Source organism: Nocardiopsis mangrovi (assembly GCF_042653925.1).
Lineage (GTDB): Bacteria > Actinomycetota > Actinomycetes > Streptosporangiales > Streptosporangiaceae > Nocardiopsis_B > Nocardiopsis_B mangrovi.
This window is the reverse complement of the sequence record NZ_JBHSFQ010000024.1, coordinates 15,857-31,023: the sequence shown is the minus strand read 5'-3', so window position 1 is coordinate 31,023 and position 15,167 is coordinate 15,857. Positions and strand designations below refer to the sequence as shown.

General features: G+C 70.5%; 15 protein-coding genes. 7 read left to right on the top strand and 8 right to left on the bottom strand.

Annotated elements, in window-relative coordinates; genetic code table 11:
- Positions 1 to 327: 327 nt before the first annotated feature.
- The 4 genes from ACFO4E_RS21305 to ACFO4E_RS21290 all read left to right on the top strand — a co-directional run bounded on the left by ACFO4E_RS21305 (position 328) and on the right by ACFO4E_RS21290 (position 1,849).
- Complete coding sequence (locus ACFO4E_RS21305; protein ID WP_378577482.1) at positions 328 to 552, top strand: hypothetical protein; 225 nt, start codon at positions 328 to 330, stop codon at positions 550 to 552.
- 142 nt (positions 553 to 694) lie between these two features.
- The gene (locus ACFO4E_RS21300; protein WP_378535281.1) at positions 695 to 859 is read left to right on the top strand and encodes a hypothetical protein; all 165 of its coding nucleotides are present in this window, start codon (positions 695 to 697) and stop codon (positions 857 to 859) included.
- 13 nt (positions 860 to 872) lie between these two features.
- Entirely contained in the window at positions 873 to 1,391 is a 519-nt protein-coding gene (locus ACFO4E_RS21295) for a PH domain-containing protein (protein ID WP_378535279.1), read from the top strand.
- Between the two features lie 212 nt (positions 1,392 to 1,603).
- Positions 1,604 to 1,849 (top strand): hypothetical protein, encoded by a 246-nt coding sequence (locus ACFO4E_RS21290; RefSeq protein WP_378577480.1) that lies wholly within the window; start codon positions 1,604 to 1,606, stop codon positions 1,847 to 1,849.
- Between the two features lie 514 nt (positions 1,850 to 2,363).
- On the opposite strand, the gene dnaB is transcribed toward ACFO4E_RS21290, so the two are convergent.
- Positions 2,364 to 3,716 (bottom strand): replicative DNA helicase, encoded by a 1,353-nt coding sequence (dnaB, locus tag ACFO4E_RS21285; protein WP_378577613.1) that lies wholly within the window; start codon positions 3,714 to 3,716, stop codon positions 2,364 to 2,366.
- 336 nt (positions 3,717 to 4,052) lie between these two features.
- On the opposite strand from dnaB, the gene ACFO4E_RS21280 reads away from it, so the two are divergent.
- A complete protein-coding gene (locus tag ACFO4E_RS21280) occupies positions 4,053 to 5,408 on the top strand; it encodes an MATE family efflux transporter (protein ID WP_378577478.1) in 1,356 nt (451 codons plus the stop codon).
- 12 nt (positions 5,409 to 5,420) lie between these two features.
- On the opposite strand, the gene ACFO4E_RS21275 is transcribed toward ACFO4E_RS21280, so the two are convergent.
- From ACFO4E_RS21275 to ACFO4E_RS21245, 7 genes are all read right to left on the bottom strand, one after another.
- On the bottom strand, positions 5,421 to 6,230 hold the full coding sequence (locus tag ACFO4E_RS21275; RefSeq protein ID WP_378577476.1) for a peptidoglycan recognition protein family protein: 810 nt from the start codon (positions 6,228 to 6,230) through the stop codon (positions 5,421 to 5,423).
- Positions 6,231 to 6,457: 227 nt separating this feature from the next.
- The gene (rplI, locus tag ACFO4E_RS21270; RefSeq protein ID WP_378577474.1) at positions 6,458 to 6,904 is read right to left on the bottom strand and encodes a 50S ribosomal protein L9; all 447 of its coding nucleotides are present in this window, start codon (positions 6,902 to 6,904) and stop codon (positions 6,458 to 6,460) included.
- A gap of 25 nt (positions 6,905 to 6,929) precedes the next feature.
- Complete coding sequence (gene rpsR, locus ACFO4E_RS21265; protein WP_017595522.1) at positions 6,930 to 7,166, bottom strand: 30S ribosomal protein S18; 237 nt, start codon at positions 7,164 to 7,166, stop codon at positions 6,930 to 6,932.
- 67 nt (positions 7,167 to 7,233) lie between these two features.
- Positions 7,234 to 7,827 (bottom strand): single-stranded DNA-binding protein, encoded by a 594-nt coding sequence (locus ACFO4E_RS21260; protein WP_378577472.1) that lies wholly within the window; start codon positions 7,825 to 7,827, stop codon positions 7,234 to 7,236.
- A 73-nt stretch (positions 7,828 to 7,900) separates the two neighbouring features.
- Entirely contained in the window at positions 7,901 to 8,191 is a 291-nt protein-coding gene (gene rpsF / locus ACFO4E_RS21255) for a 30S ribosomal protein S6 (RefSeq protein ID WP_184078504.1), read from the bottom strand.
- Between the two features lie 90 nt (positions 8,192 to 8,281).
- A complete protein-coding gene (locus ACFO4E_RS21250) occupies positions 8,282 to 9,646 on the bottom strand; it encodes a glycosyltransferase family 87 protein (protein ID WP_378577470.1) in 1,365 nt (454 codons plus the stop codon).
- A 16-nt stretch (positions 9,647 to 9,662) separates the two neighbouring features.
- Complete coding sequence (locus tag ACFO4E_RS21245) at positions 9,663 to 12,050, bottom strand: transglycosylase domain-containing protein (RefSeq protein WP_378577468.1); 2,388 nt, start codon at positions 12,048 to 12,050, stop codon at positions 9,663 to 9,665.
- A gap of 1,082 nt (positions 12,051 to 13,132) precedes the next feature.
- On the opposite strand from ACFO4E_RS21245, the gene ACFO4E_RS21240 reads away from it, so the two are divergent.
- Positions 13,133 to 13,759 (top strand): PadR family transcriptional regulator, encoded by a 627-nt coding sequence (locus tag ACFO4E_RS21240; protein WP_378577466.1) that lies wholly within the window; start codon positions 13,133 to 13,135, stop codon positions 13,757 to 13,759.
- Between the two features lie 133 nt (positions 13,760 to 13,892).
- Positions 13,893 to 14,972, top strand: a complete 1,080-nt coding sequence (locus tag ACFO4E_RS21235) for an inositol-3-phosphate synthase (protein ID WP_378577464.1) — start codon at positions 13,893 to 13,895, stop codon at positions 14,970 to 14,972.
- The last annotated feature ends 195 nt before the right edge of the window (positions 14,973 to 15,167 follow it).

Sequence of the window (15,167 nt, the reverse complement as noted above, 5' to 3'; positions counted from 1 at the left end):
TGTATCTTTCCGGATCTCGCTGAATGAATGTCCGAAAGTCGGGAACCACCACAGCAGACCCCCTGGTCCCCCGTCTCTCACGGCCGGGTCCGGACGACATCCGCGTATTCGAATGACCGAATTCGAACCGGATCCCGGGCGCGATACGTGAGAGGAACACGAGGTGCCGGGACCATGACCGAACCGACCGACCATCCACCCGCTGACCTTGGTTTTCCAGCGAAGCACCAGGGCCGAACCGCCGTCGGCCCCGCCCCCCGGGCCGCCACGCACGCAGGCCCGCGGGCACGGAGCGCCCGTCATCACCCTGTCCCCTCAAGGAGTGAGATGCCTGAGAAGAGCACCGCCCCGCCCCGCGACTTCGCGCCCGTTCTCGCTCGGCTGAACACCGAGTTCGCCGGCGTGCACCTGGAGGCCACCGTGTCCCGGTGCGTCGACGCCGCCCGCCAAGGGGCCTTGGACGTCACCGGCCGGGCAACCCCTGACCTGGTGGAACGGATCGCCCGGCAGCACCTCCAGGTGCTCGCCCTCGCCTTCGCCGAACGACGCTGACCCCGCCACCCGCGTGACGAGCACCACATCTCGCCCACCGGCAACGCCACGCCGATGACCGGTATCCGGCTTTACGCGCTTGGACGCGGGTGTAAGAATCACCTTGGGTCAGTGGGTCAGCCGCATTCTTGGGGAGTCGGTCATGGCGAAGTTGAAGAAATGGCTGGGGTATGCCCTCATAGCCTTCGTCGCGTTTTATCTGCTCACTCAGCCCGAAAGCGCTGCGGGAGTCATCGAGACCGGTCTGGGGGGTCTGATGTCCGCTGCCGAATCACTGTCCCGCTTCGTCAACGCGCTGAGCGTGTAGGGGTCGCGCGGCCATGAGGCTCGTAGCTCCGCCCAACCGCGCTCCGGCGTCGGTCAACCGGTACCTGCTGCCCTACGAGCAGGACGTGGTCACGATCCGGCGGCACCCCGCGATCCTGATCACGCCCGTTGCCGCAGTGCTCGGCTCGCTGATCTTCGCGGGCATCCTCAGCAACACCCCGATCACCAACAGCTCAGCCGCGCTCGCCGTCATCTGGTGGGTGTGGCTGCTGATCCTGGTCTGGTTCGTGTGGCGGGTGGCGGAGTGGTCGGTCGACTACTTCGTCATCACGTCACAGCGGCTCCTGCTGACCACCGGGCTGATCACCCGGCAGGTCAACATGATGCCGCTCGGCAAGGTCACGGACATGCGCTTCGAGCGCACGCTCATGGGCCGGTTCCTCGGCTACGGCACCTTCGTCATGGAGTCCGCCGGTCAGGACCAGGCACTGAGCAGGATCAACTTCGTGCCCTACCCGGAGCAGCTCTACCTTGAGGTGGTCGGGCTGATCTTCAAGGATCCCGACGGATAGTCAGTACGTTCTCCGACCTACATGGCCCGAAGCGCCCGCCGACCGGCGGGCGCTTCTTTCTGTTCACCTTCCGTTCACCTTGGCGGCCCGAAGTGCGCCCAAACCACCGTGCACACCGGCATCACCGGGCGATCCCGATACATCCGAATTGACTTCAAGGTGAACAAAGGGTTAACGTAAGGGCTCTCACAGACGAACGAAGGGGGTGCCGCATGGCTCGCAAGGTCATCTCGGCGTCGCAGACCAGCCGCCCCGCTCCGACCCGTCGCCGTTCGCGCAGCCTCGCGGGGCGCAGGGCCGGCGGGCCCGCCCGCGGCACCTGGACCGCCACGGCACCGCAGCAGCAGCCCGTCACCGACGACGACCCGGGCACGCTGCCCTCCGGCCGTCCCACGATGAGCTGGATCCTGGTCACCGACGCCGACGGCCGGACCCGTCCCGAAGCCCAGTGGGTCTGACCCGGGACACCGCGCACAGAGGGGCCGGCCACGGTGTGGCCGGCCCCTCTCCGCTGCGGCCCCCACTCACCGGCACAGCGGAAGCCGCTCGGTCAACGCGTTGATTCCTGCTCGACCGGCTCAGCGGGCGCAGGGAGATGGCGGGGTTCCGGACATCGGTGATCTTCCAGAGCACCCGCACCGCGGTCCTGGACCGGCCGCCCGACGCGGCGCCGCCCGCACACGGCGCGTCATCCGCGCGGAGCGCGCCACCGGAGCGGCCGCACCGCTCGTCGACATGCGGACAGGTCCCCCTGCCGACATGCCGCCGGACCGATGAGAACGGCACACCGGGTGCGGTCCGACCGCGGGCCGCACCCCGCCACCCGCCGCCGGATGACACCCGCCGTTTCGGCCCGGCTCCGGGAGGGACGGCGGATCACCCTATCGAAATGTCGACAAATCGATGGACCGGCCGCGCCCGGTCCAGGGAGCGGGCGGGATCGACAGGCCGACGAAACCGCGTGTCGACGAATCAGCCGGGCGCCATGTCGACGAATCGGCTGTAGTGGCCCTGGAAGGCGACGGTCACGGTGGCGGTGGGGCCGTTTCGGTGCTTGGCCACGATGAGGTCGGCCTCGCCCGCGCGGGGGGACTCCTTCTCGTGGACGTCCTCCCGGTAGAGCAGGATGACCATGTCGGCGTCCTGCTCGATGCTCCCACTCTCGCGAAGGTCACTGACCTGCGGCTTCTTATCGGTGCGCTGTTCCGGGCCACGGTTGAGCTGCGATAGCGCGATCACCGGGACCTCCAGCTCCTTCGCCAGGAGCTTGAGCGACCGGGACATCTCCGAGACCTCCTGCTGGCGGCTCTCGACCCGGCCGGGCGAACTCATGAGCTGGAGGTAGTCGACGATCACCAGCTTGAGGTCGTGCTGCTGCTTGAGGCGCCGGCACTTGGCCCGGATCTCCATCATCGACATGTTCGGGGAGTCGTCGATGAACAGCGGCGCCCCGGCGACCTCCCCCATGCGGCGCGCCAGACGCGCCCAGTCGTCATCGGTCATGAGCCCCGACCGCATGGTGTGCAGCGGCACCCGCGCCTCGGCCGAGAGCAGCCGCATGACGATCTCGTTGCGCCCCATCTCCAGGCTGAAGAAGACACTGGTCAACTGATGCTTGATCGACGCCGCCCGAGCGAAATCCAAGGCCAGGGTGGATTTGCCCACTGCCGGTCTCGCCGCGATGATGATCATTTGGCCGGGGTGGAGGCCGTTGGAGAGCTGGTCGAAGTCGGTGAAACCCGTGGGGACGCCGGTCATGGAGCCGTCGTGGGCCGAGATGGCCTCGATCTCGTCGAGGGCCCCGGGCATGATGTCGCTCAGCGGGAGGTAGTCCTCGCCGGTGCGTTTCTCGGCGACCTTGTAGATCTCGGCTTGGGCGTGGTCGACGAGGTCGTCGACCTCGCCGTCGCCGGCGTAGCCGATCTGGGCGATGCGGGTGCCGACCTCGACCAGGCGGCGCAGCACCGCGCGGTCGGAGACGATGCGCGCGTAGTACCCGGCGTTGGCGGCCGTGGGGATGGCCTCGGTCAGGGTGTGCAGGTAGGGGGCGCCGCCGACCCGGGTGATCTCGCCCCGCTTGGTGAGTTCGGCGTTGATCGAGATGGCGTCGACGGGCTCGCCCCGGGAGAACAGGTCGACCACGGCGTCGAAGATGATCTGGTGGGCCGGCCGGTAGAAGTCGGCCGAGCGCACGATCTCGACGACCTGGGTGATGGCCTCCTTCGAGAGCAGCATGCCGCCCAGGACGCTCTGCTCGGCCATGATGTCGTGCGGTGGCGTGCGCTCGAACCCGCGCTCCTCCGGCGGATGATCGACAACGCTCACGAGCAACTCCCCCTGCTTCACGGCCGGCACGTTCAGCATGCCTCCTTGGATTGTCCCGACTGAACGACCCCGGGCGCAAAGCGGCCTGTGGACAGAGCTGGGGAGATCCTGTGGACGAATGGGGCGATTCTGCGGATACCATGTGCACACCGGCTGTGGATAACTTCGCGGGCACCACCGAATCGCCCCTGTGACCAGCGAAAACGCTGTGCACCGCCTGTGTATTCAAGAAAGTCCGCGAGTTGCTTTCCACAAGTTATCCACAGCCCCGGCGCACGGCGGTGGATAACCCCCCGTCCACACCCTCGAACACCTGTCCGCTACCGTGGCAAGGCCATGCCCAGACTGCTTTCGGCGCCGCCGTTCCGGCACCCGCGCGACCGCGAGATCTTCGCGCTCGCCGTCCCCACGTTCTTCGCCCTCGTCTCCGAGCCGCTGCTGCTCCTCACCGACTCCGCCATCGTCGGCACCCTGGGCACCGAGGCGCTCGGCGGCCTGGGCATCGCCGGCCAGGCCCTGATGACGCTGGCCAACCTGTGCGTCTTCCTCGCCTACGGCACGACCTCGGCCGTCGCCCGGCACTTCGGGGCGGGCGACATCCCCTCCGGCCTGCGCAACGGGATCGACGGGCTGTGGCTGGCCGCCATCATCGGCGCGGCGATCGTCGCCGTGGGGTTCCCCTCCGCCCCATTGCTGGTCGACGCGCTGGGCGCATCCGACGCGGTCGCCCCCTACGCCCTCACCTACCTGCGCATCAGCCTGATCAGCATCCCCGCGCTGCTCATCATCATGGCCGGCACCGGCGTGCTGCGCGGCCTGCACGACGCCCGGACCCCGCTGGTCGTGGCCGTCGCCGCCAACGTCGCCAACCTGGTGCTCGGGATCCTCTTCGTCCTCGTGCTCGAATGGGGCATCGCGGGCTCCGCCTGGGCCACGGTGATCGCGCAGAGCGCCGGCGCCGCCGTCTACATCCGGGTGGTGGTGCGGGCGGCGCGCCGCAACGGCGTGCCGGTCACGCCCAGCCGGCGCGGGCTCAAGGAGTCCGCCACCGCCGGGTTCGCCCTGTTCGTGCGGACGCTGGCGCTGCGGGTGGCGCTGGTGGTCACCACGGCCGTCGCCGCACGCCTGGGCGACCCCGAGATCGCCGCGCACCAGGTGGCGTTCCAGGTGTGGTCGCTGCTGGTCTTCGCGCTGGACGCCATCGCGATCGCCGGGCAGGCGATCATCGGCCGCTATCTCGGCTCGGCCGACGCGGCGGGGGCGCGCGCCGCGACCCGCCGCATGGTCGAGTGGGGGGTGCTGGCGGGGGTGGTGTTCGCGCTCGCGGTGCTGCTCGTGCGCCCGTGGGTGCCGCTGCCGTTCACGTCGGACCCCCGGGTCCACGCGCTCATTCTGAGCGCGCTGGTCGTGGTGGCCCTCCTGCAACCCGTGAGCGGGGTCGTGATGGTGCTCGACGGCGTCCTCATGGGCGCCGGCGACCAGCGCTACCTGGCCTGGGCGAGCACGTGGGCCCTGGTGGCCTTCCTGCCGTTCGCCGCGCTGGTGCTGTGGGGCACGCCGGAGGGGTCCGAGCACCGGCTGACCGCCCTGTGGGTGGCGTTCGGGGTGTGGATGGCCGGGCGCGGGGTCACGCTCGCCCTGCGCGCCCGCGGGGGCGCGTGGCTGATCACCGGTGCCACGCGTCCCCGATGAGCCGCACCCCCGTCAATCGAGGTCGCCCACTGCCGGGCCGTGCTGGAACGGTGCCACCCGCTCGTCCGAGGGAACAGCGGGAAAGCCCGGCAGATGCGCGGCCGGGACGTCCTCGGCCCGCTGCGGCACCCGCAGGCCGAGCGTGCGCAGCCGGGCCGACGTGCCGCTGCGCAGCTCCGGCAGCATCTTGTAGAGGCCGTCCCCGGGGCAGGCCGTAACGTTGTAGTCGCGGTGTCCGACGATCGCCTGCGCGGGGTTCAGCCCGTAGACGGCGCAGAGCCAGGCGCAGGTCGCGATGAGCGACTCCAGGAGCGCGTCGGTGGGCGCCGACGAGGTGTAGGTGCCCTCGTTCTCGATGCCGAGGGCGTGCGAGTTGTGGTCGGCGACGTGGGCTCCGACCACATGGCCGCCGTCGCGGATCGCGGGCAGCGTGCGGTTGCGGCCCTCCATGATGTGCCCGCCCCGGCTGATGGTCAGCTGCTGGCCGATGTCGGCCCACCCGTTGGTGTCCATGTGGAAGCGCTGGATGGACCGCGACAGCGCCGCGGCGTGCGAGGTCGAGTAGTCGGTGCTGTTGGACGTCGCGGTGTGGTGCACGACGATGCGGTCGGGCCCGTTCGCGAGCACCTGCGCGCCGCTCTTGGCCGCGCGTGCCCCCCATTCGGCGCGGGTATAGACCCGTGGGGCCGTGGCGGCCAGCGCGTCGGGCGCCCCTCCCAGGTCAGCCGCTCCTGCCAGCAGCGCCGCGCCCGCGGTGACGGCCGCACCGCGCAGCACCGTCCGACGACTCACCGCTGAGTCCTGTCCTTCGGGTACGCACATCGCGGTCCCCATCCTTCCTGTGGATCCACCACCCCACAGGCAAAGATAAGTGACAAATGGTGACCAAAGAATCACTTTGAGCAATACGGCGTGTCTTGCCCCTGATCAGCCCGATCGCGGCCGGGCCGGAGCGCCGCCGAAACGATGATCCCGGCCCCCTTGCACGGGAACCGGGATCATCGGAAAGCGGGTCGGCCGGACGACGGCCGATCCGCGGGGGCCGACGGCTAGGCGCCGACGACCTCGACCGCGATCGTGGCCGTGACCTCCGGGTGGAGGCGGACCTCGACCTTGTGGTCGCCCACGGACTTGATCGGGTTGCGGATCTCGATCCGGCGCTTGTCGACCGCGGGGCCGCCGGACGCCTTGACGGCGTCGGCGACGTCGGACGCGGTGACCGAGCCGAACAGCCGGCCGCCCTCGCCCGCGCGCTGGGTGAGCGTGACGCTCAGCGCGCCGAGCCGGCCGGCGATCTGCTTGGCGTCGTCCAGGCTGCGGATGTCACGGGCGGCACGGGCCCGGCGGATCGAATCGATCTGCTTCTGCCCGCCCCGGGTCCACCGGATGGCGAACCCGCGCGGCAGCAGGTAGTTGCGGCCGTAGCCGTCCTTCACCTCGACGACGTCGCCCGGGGCGCCGAGACCGTTGACCTCGTGGGTCAGAATCAGCTTCACGACTAAACCTCCTCGGAGTTCCCCGTTAGCGAGCGGTGCTGGTGTAGGGCAGCAGCGCCATCTCGCGGGCGTTCTTGATCGCCGTGGCGACATCGCGCTGGTGCTGCGTGCAGTTGCCGGTCACGCGGCGGGCACGGATCTTGCCGCGGTCGGAGATGAACTTGCGCAGCAGAGTCGTGTCCTTGTAGTCGATGTAGGACAGCTTCTCCTGACAGAACAGGCAAACCTTCTTCTTGGGCTTGCGTGCTGCCGGCTTCGCCATCGTGGTGCTCCTTTGCAAGAGCCCCGGATTCCCCGGGGATGGTCAATCGGACAGAAATACCAGGTTGTCAGAACGGCGGTTCGTCGGAGAACCCTCCGCCGCCGCCCCCGAATCCCCCGCTGTTGCCGCCGCCACCGGTCGCCCAGGGGTCGTCGGCGGGAGGACCCGAACGGCCGCCCTGGGGACCGCCGTAGCCGCCCCCCTGGTTGCCGTAGCCTCCGCCGCCGCCCTGCTGCGGGCCGCCGCCGAAGCCGCCACCGCCGCCGCCGAACCCGCCGCCTTGGCCGCCGCCCTGCCGCTGCACCTTGGCCACCTTGGCGGTGGCACTGCGCAGCGCGGGGCCGACCTCTTCGACGTCGATCTCGAAGACGGTGCGCTTCTCGCCTTCCTTGGTCTCGTACTGCCGCTGTTTGAGCCGGCCCTGCACGATCACGCGCATGCCGCGCTGGAGGCTTTCGGCCACGTTCTCCGCGTACTGCCGCCAGACGGAGCACGTGAGGAACATGGACTCGCCGTCTTTCCACTCGCCGCTCTGGCGATCGAACATCCGCGGGGTGGAGGCCACGCGGAAGTTCGCGACCGCGGCCCCGCTGGGGGTGAATCGCAGTTCAGGGTCGTCGACCAGGTTGCCGACGAGCGTGATCTGGGTTTCGCCTGCCATGGGTTGGCTCCGGATTGAGGTAGTCGGATCAGGCGTGGTGGCGCGGTGCGCCGGCGCGGAGGCGCCGGAGGGGTCAGTGCGCCTCGGGCCGCAGGACCTTGGTGCGCAGGACGGCCTCGGTCAGGTTGAGCTGGCGGTCGAGCTCCTTGACCGTCGCGGGCTCGGCGGTGAGGTCGATCACCGCGTAGATGCCGTCGGCGTTCTTGGCGATGTCGTAGGAGAGGCGGCGCTTCCCCCAGACGTCGACCTTCTCGACGGAGCCGCCATCGTTGCGGACGACACCCAGGAACTGCTCGAGCGACGGGGAGACCGTGCGCTCGTCGAGGTTGGGGTCGAGGATGACCATGACTTCGTAACGACGCATAGGCGTTCGTACCTCCTCTGGACTGTCGCGGCCATGGTCTCTCCATGGCAGGAGGGCAATTAGCCAGACGGAAGCAAAGGCTACCAGGCGTCAAGTCGTGGATTCGCCGCCGCGCAGGTTGTCCACAACCACGAGCGCACCCACCGTGACCACGGTCAACGAGCGGGCGACGGACACCACCGCGTACCCCTCGATTGGGAGGCCGCCCGCGACGCCTTCGGCCGCGAGGCTGTGGTGCAGCAGGTGCTGCCAGATCCCGAAGAAGTAGCCGACCTCGGCGATCTGCCAGAGCCCGAAGGCCGCCACACCGGTCCAGGCGGGCAGCCGGCGCGGCCAGGCGAGCGCGGCCAGGGGCAGCAGCCACAGCACGAACTGCGGCGACCACACCTTGTTCGTGACCAGGAAGGCGGCGACCACGAGGAACACCAGCTGCTCCAGGGGCGGCCGGCGGCGCGCGAACACCCCCAGCGCGGCGACGAGGGCACAGGCCGCCACCAGGGAGAGGGTCCCGGTGGTGTTGACGAGTTCGGTGTCGGCGGAGTCGAACAGGCCGAAGCTCCCGAGCAGGTAGTACGCCGACCCCCAGTCGGCGCCGCGCTCGCTGCTGAAGCGGAAGAACGTGGCCCAGCCGTCGGGCGCCGCCAGCAGGACGGGCACGTTGACGGCCGCCCACGCCGCCACCGCGCCGCCGAGGGGCCGCAGCAGGTCGCCCACCGCCGGCCCCGGCTCCTTGCGCCACCATGCCCGCACCACCAGGACGAACAGGGGCCCGAAGACCAGGAAGGGGTAGAACTTGGCCGCGGTGGCCAGGCCGATCAGCGCCCCGCCGGCCCACTGCCGCCCGCGCGCGTACGCGGTCAGGCCGCCCATGAGCAGGGCCACCGCGAGCAGGTCCCAGTTGATGTAGGCGGCCAGCATCGCCGCGGGGACCAGGGCGGTGAAGCCTCCGGCGAGCAGGGCGGCCCGCCGGTCGAAGGGCCGCTCGACCGGCCCGGGCAGGAGGCTCCCGCGCCCGGCGAGGTAGCCGGTGCACAGCACGACGGCGGCCATGCAGCCCGCCATCACCAGCGCGGTGGCGTCGAAGTAGGCGTAGGCCCGCTCGGTCTGGCCGGGCAGCCACGCCACCGCCCGGCCCAGGAGGTGCATGAGCCCCCCGGTGAGAACGGGGTACTCGATCTCCCTGTCCAGATAGGGGACGACGCCCTCGTCCAGGCCGTCGCGGTAGTACAGCGGGAAGACGTCGCTGTAGCACGCGTACTCGTACTGGCCGCCGTACAGCCACGCGCCGCCGAACCGGCACGGTGCTTTGGCGAGGTAGCCCAGGGCGGCACCGATCACGGCGAACGCGGTCAGGGCGACCCAGGGCATATCGGAACGGCCGGGGAAACGCCGCGTGCCGGCGACGGGATCGTCGCCGGCACGGGCGTGCCCGGGTTCACCGGACGTGAAGGTCACGCGTGTCCTCTACCTGTCACTCGCGCCGGTATCCCCAGGGGAAGCCGTCGTCTTCCTCTTCGTCCTCACCCGGAGGGTTGCCGTTGCCCGGGTCGGGCGACTCCTCGGGGTTCTCCTCTTCGCAGTCCGGCGCGGGAATCGGCGTCTCGCACTCCGGACGGCCTGTGGGCTCACCGGACGGGTCCGGCGACTCGCTCGGCGACGGGTCCGCCGACGGCGATTCGGTGGGCTGCCCGGTCGCCTCCTCCGAGGGGCTCGGCGAGGGCTCGACCGGCATGCCGTAGCTGCCCTCCTCGCCCATCCACACGGGCTCGGGGAACTGCCTGACCTCCTGGCCCTCCATCGCGACGGTCATGAACTCGCGCCACACCTCGGCCGAGGTCGAACCACCGTAGACGTTGTCGACGCCGGGGATCACCAGCTCCTGGCCGTCGCTGCGGCTCAATCCCACAGAGGTGGCCAGCTGGGGGGTGTAGCCGACGAACCAGGCGGACGCCGCGTTCTCCGAGGTACCCGTCTTGCCCGCGACGGGACGGCCGTCGGGGAGCGCCGCGGCGTCGCCACCGCCCTCCTCCACGACCTGGGTCATGGCGTAGGTGGCGTCGGCGGCGGCGTCGGCGCTGAACGCCCGGCTGCCGCTCTCCAGCTCTTCGGCGTCGTTGGGCTCGACCGGGTTGCCTTCGGCGTCGAGGACCTCGGTCACCATGTGCCGCGGCATGTGCACGCCTTCGTTGGCGAAGGTGGCGAACCCGGACGCCTGGTCGGCCGCCGTGACGCGGTAGGTGCCCAGGGCGATGTTGGGGCCCATCTCGGCGGTCGTGAACGCGTTCTCGGAGACGCCGGCCGCCCCCGCGATGTCGACGATCGGCTGCGAGCCGGTCTCGATCGCGAGCTGGACGTAACTGGTGTTGACCGAGCGGGCGGTGGACTTGACCATGTCCACCGGCCCCCAGTCGCGGTTGCTGTCGTTCTGGATCGGCTGGGCGACGCCCTCGAACTCCTGGGGGGAGTCGCCGTTGAACATGCTGCGCAGTCCGATGCCCTGTTCCAGGCCGGCGGCGAGCACGTAGGGCTTGAACGCCGACCCCGCCTGCGCGTCCAGCGTGAGCGAGTTGTTGGGGTCCGTCGAGAAGTCGTCGCCGCCGTGGAACGCCTTGATCTCGCCCGTGGCGGGGTCGATCGCCGTGAGGCCGAAGACGGTCTCCTCGGGCATTTCCGGCAGCGTCTCGTCGAACACGGTGTCGGCGGCGTCCATGAGGTTCTGGTCCAGGGAGGTCGTGACCTGGAAGCCCTGCGTGGAGACCTGCGAGGTGTCGAGGCCGTAGCGGTTCGCGAGCTCGTCGCGCACCGCGTTCATGATGTAGCCGCGGTAGCCCGACAGGTTCTCGCCGATGTCGTACTCGACGACCTCGGGGTACTCCAGCTCATCGGCCTCGGACTGGCTGATGCCGAGGTCGGCGTTGTCCCCGTTCATCTCGACCATGCCGTTGACGACGTAGTCCCAGCGGCCGCGCAGTTCCTCCTCCTTGGGCGAACCGGGCTCCATGTTCTCGAAGTTGCCGGGCTGCTGGATGATCGCGCCGAGCAGCGCGGCCTCGGAGGCGTCGAGGTCCTCCATGTTCTTGTTGAAGTACGCCTGCGAGGCGGCCTGCACCCCGTAGGCGTTGCGGCCGAAGTAGATGGTGTTCAGGTACTGGGTGAGGATCTGGTCGGGATCCATCAGCTGGCCGGCCTTGATGGCGATCATGATCTCCCGCAGCTTGCGCATGTAGCTGCGCTCCTGCGACAGGCCGTCGTAGTAGTTGCGGGCCATCTGCTGGGTGATCGTCGAACCGCCGCCCGCGCTGCCGGCGGAGAGCACGGCACGCATGGTGCCGCTGATCGAGATGCCGGGCTCCTCGTAGAAGTTGCGCTGCTCGGCCGCGAGCACGCCGTTGACGATGTTCGGCGACTCGGCGAGCTGCTCCTCCGTGATCATCACCCGGTTGACCTCGCCGGTGGTCAGCGCCTCCTCGCCGTCGGCGTAGGAGATGCTCGTGGCGGCGAGGATGGCGCCCTCCTGCGAGTCCATGGTGCGGGGGTCCTCGGTCATCGCATAGGCGATGCCGAGCCCCGCGACGCCCAGGACGAAGCAGACGCCGCCGGCGATCAGCGCGGGCTTCCACGCCTTGGCGAAGAAGCGCTTCACGGGTCCGCGGTCGTCGTGGTCGTCGCCGCCGCGCGACGGCGGCCTGCGGCGGCCTCCGCCGCCCCCGCCGGCGCCCCGGCGGCCGCCCTCGGCGCGCGCACCGTGCGCGGCCCCGCGGCGGCCGCCCTCGGGGGGCCGGCGGCGGTCGTCGTCGGCGCGGCGGCGTCCGCCTTCGCGGCGGCCCTCGGAGCGGGCCCCCTCTGCGCGGGCGTCCACGCGGGTCTCATCGCCCCGGGAACGCCCCGATCTCGTGTCATCGGGCCGCCGGCGCTGCGGGCGTTGGGGAGGATCGTCGTCCCAGAAACCGCCACCGCCACCGTCGTCGTCCCGTGCCCTGCGGCGACCGGCGGCGCGTTCGTCCTCGGCCGGGCCTCGGGCCCCGCGCCTGCCGCCGTTGCCGCGTGCGTCATCGGCCGGACCGTTGGCCCGGCGACGTCCGCCTGCGCTCCGTCGTCTTTCGGTACTCACGCGTCCTCGTTTGCTTCTCAGCGGCCGATCGGCCTTTTCGACTCGGGTAGGAGAGGGGGGCGATCATCCCCGGGGGAAGGGGGATGCGGTCCGGATGGCCGGTCCTGTGGACTCCACTCCGGGTACCCGGAGGGTGCCGTCCACCCCGTCTTAGGACGCCTCACCCGCTGGTGAGGTTTTCGCCCGGTCGTCAAGGGCGTGGTCCCGGTAGGGACACGCCCCGCGAAGCGGCGGGGTTCGACCGTGCCGGAGACGTCGTCCTGGTCCTCCTCCTGTCGACGACCCGTCTGGACTTTCTTCGGATGCTTCGGAGCGAGCGCCCCGGTCGAGCGCGGGACGCGCCGACCACGGCGCTTCGGGGTCCACCCGGACCCTAGTACGCGGGAACACCGGAGCGGCCACGTGCCGGGCACCCGTCACGGTAGAGCGATCCCGCCATATAGCACAACCCAGCCGTGAGAGTACCGGCCGCGATGGATTCGTACATCACGTTCGGCGACCGCGGGCGGACCGCGCGCGGCGGACCCGCCGGGCCGGAGCCGGTCCCCGTCTCCACGACCGACCACGGTACCCCCAGGCCACCCTGCCGGCCGCCCGTTCCGGAGACCCCTGGTGCGCGGTGACCGAGTGTTAGAAAGGCAACAGGCGGCCGATGTATCGACTAGATATAGTCAGACGCGGATAAACCGCCTATAGGTTCATGTTCTTCGCATGTGCGGCGGATCGGGGGAACAGAACCGGTGCGCGGTCGGCTGTTCCCGTTGGAAGCGGCCGGGACCGGGCGGCTGCGCCGCCCCGGCGGCGGGCAACGGGCAGGATCGGAGGACCGGATGAGTACCCACAGGGCCAGGGTCCTGGAACTCGCCGTCCTCGGCCACCTCGCGGCGGCGCCGATGCACGGGTACCAGCTCCGCAAGCGGCTCGACTGCGAGCTCGGCCCGTTCCGCACGTTCTCCTACGGCTCCCTCTACCCGTGCCTCAAGGAGATGCTGCGCTCCGGGTACGTCGCGGCGGCCTCGGGCGGGCGGCCGCCCGCCGGGAGCCGCCCCCGCATCGTCTACCGGCTCACCGACGACGGCGCCGAACGGCTGCACCGCCTCCTCTCCGAGAGCGCGCCCGCCGCGGACGACGACGAGTGCTTCGGCGTGCACTTCACCCTGCTGGGCCGGGTGCCGCCCGAGGTGCGGCTGCGCGTCCTGAACGCCCGGCGCGGCCGGCTCCTGGAACGGCTGGCCTGCCTGCGCGGGCGCCTGGCCGACTCCCCCGAATCGCTCGACCCCTATGTCCACGAGCTCAACCGCCACCGCGCGGAGGCGATCGAATCCGAGATCGGCTGGCTGGAGGGCCTGATCCGGCGCGGGACGCATCCCGGCCGCACCCGTGCCGCGACTGGCGACGGCCCGCCGGGGCCGCCGCCCCACCCGGCCGGCCGTCCTCCGGCCCGGAACGGCCGCTGACCCCGCGGCCTCGGCCGGGGCGCGCCGCGCCCCGGCCGAGGCCGCCCCCTGACCCCCCGGGACACCGGGGACCCCCCGCAACACCGCTCTTGCGAGCACACCGATTGCAGTAGACGAGAAGGAGCAAGGACCAATGGGTTCGGTACGCGTGGCCGTCGTGGGCGTAGGCAACTGTGCGGCATCCCTCGTCCAAGGCGTGCGGTACTACTCCGACGCCGATCCCGGCGCCCGGGTCCCGGGCCTCATGCACGTGATGTTCGGCCCGTACCACGTGCGCGACGTCGAGTTCGTGGCCGCCTTCGACGTGGACGCCAAGAAGGTCGGCCAGGACCTGGCCGACGCCATCGGCGCCAGCGAGAACAACACGATCAAGATCTGCGACGTCCCGCCGACCGGCGTGACCGTGCAGCGCGGCCCCACGTTCGACGGGCTGGGGACGTACTACCGCGAGACGATCGAGGAGTCCGCCGAGGACGCCGTGGACGTCGTCGCCGCGCTCAAGGCCGCGCGGGCCGACGTGCTGGTCTGCTACCTCCCCGTGGGCTCGGAGGAGGCCGACCTCTTCTACGCCCAGTGCGCCATCGACGCCGGGGTCGCGTTCGTCAACGCGCTGCCCGTCTTCATCGCCTCCGACCCCGAGTGGGCCGAGAAGTTCACCCGGGCCGGCGTGCCCATCGTCGGCGACGACATCAAGTCGCAGGTGGGCGCGACGATCACGCACCGGGTGCTGTCGAAGCTGTTCGAGGACCGCGGCGTGGTGGTGGACCGCACCTACCAGCTCAACTTCGGCGGCAACATGGACTTCAAGAACATGCTGGAGCGCGAGCGGCTGGAGTCCAAGAAGATCTCCAAGACCCAGTCGGTGACCTCGCAGATCCCGCACGAGCTCAACGCCGGGTCGGTGCACATCGGTCCCTCCGACCACGTGCCGTGGCTCGACGACCGCAAGTTCGCCTACATCCGCCTGGAGGGGCGCGCCTTCGGCGACGTGCCGCTCAGCCTGGAGTACAAGCTGGAGGTCTGGGACTCCCCCAACTCCGCCGGGATCATCATCGACGCGATCCGCGCCGCCAAGATCGCCAAGGACCGCGGGATCGGCGGCCCCATCCTCTCGGCGTCCTCCTACTTCATGAAGTCCCCGCCCGAGCAGTACAGCGACGAGCACGCCCACGACCTGGTCGAGCGGTTCATCACCGGAGAGGCGGAGCGCTAAGGCGCCCCCTCCGCCCGGGGCCCGCGGCGCGGGCCCCCTTCTCCCCTCCATCGGGGCCGCCGCCGGGCGGCGGCCCCGATGCACCGGTGTTCCCGGCGACACATCGACGAAGCGGTGAATCCGCGAGTCGACGAGTCGGCACCGCGGCCGCGCGCGCTCCCTCCTTCGGGATCGCCGCAGGTCGGGCGCATACGC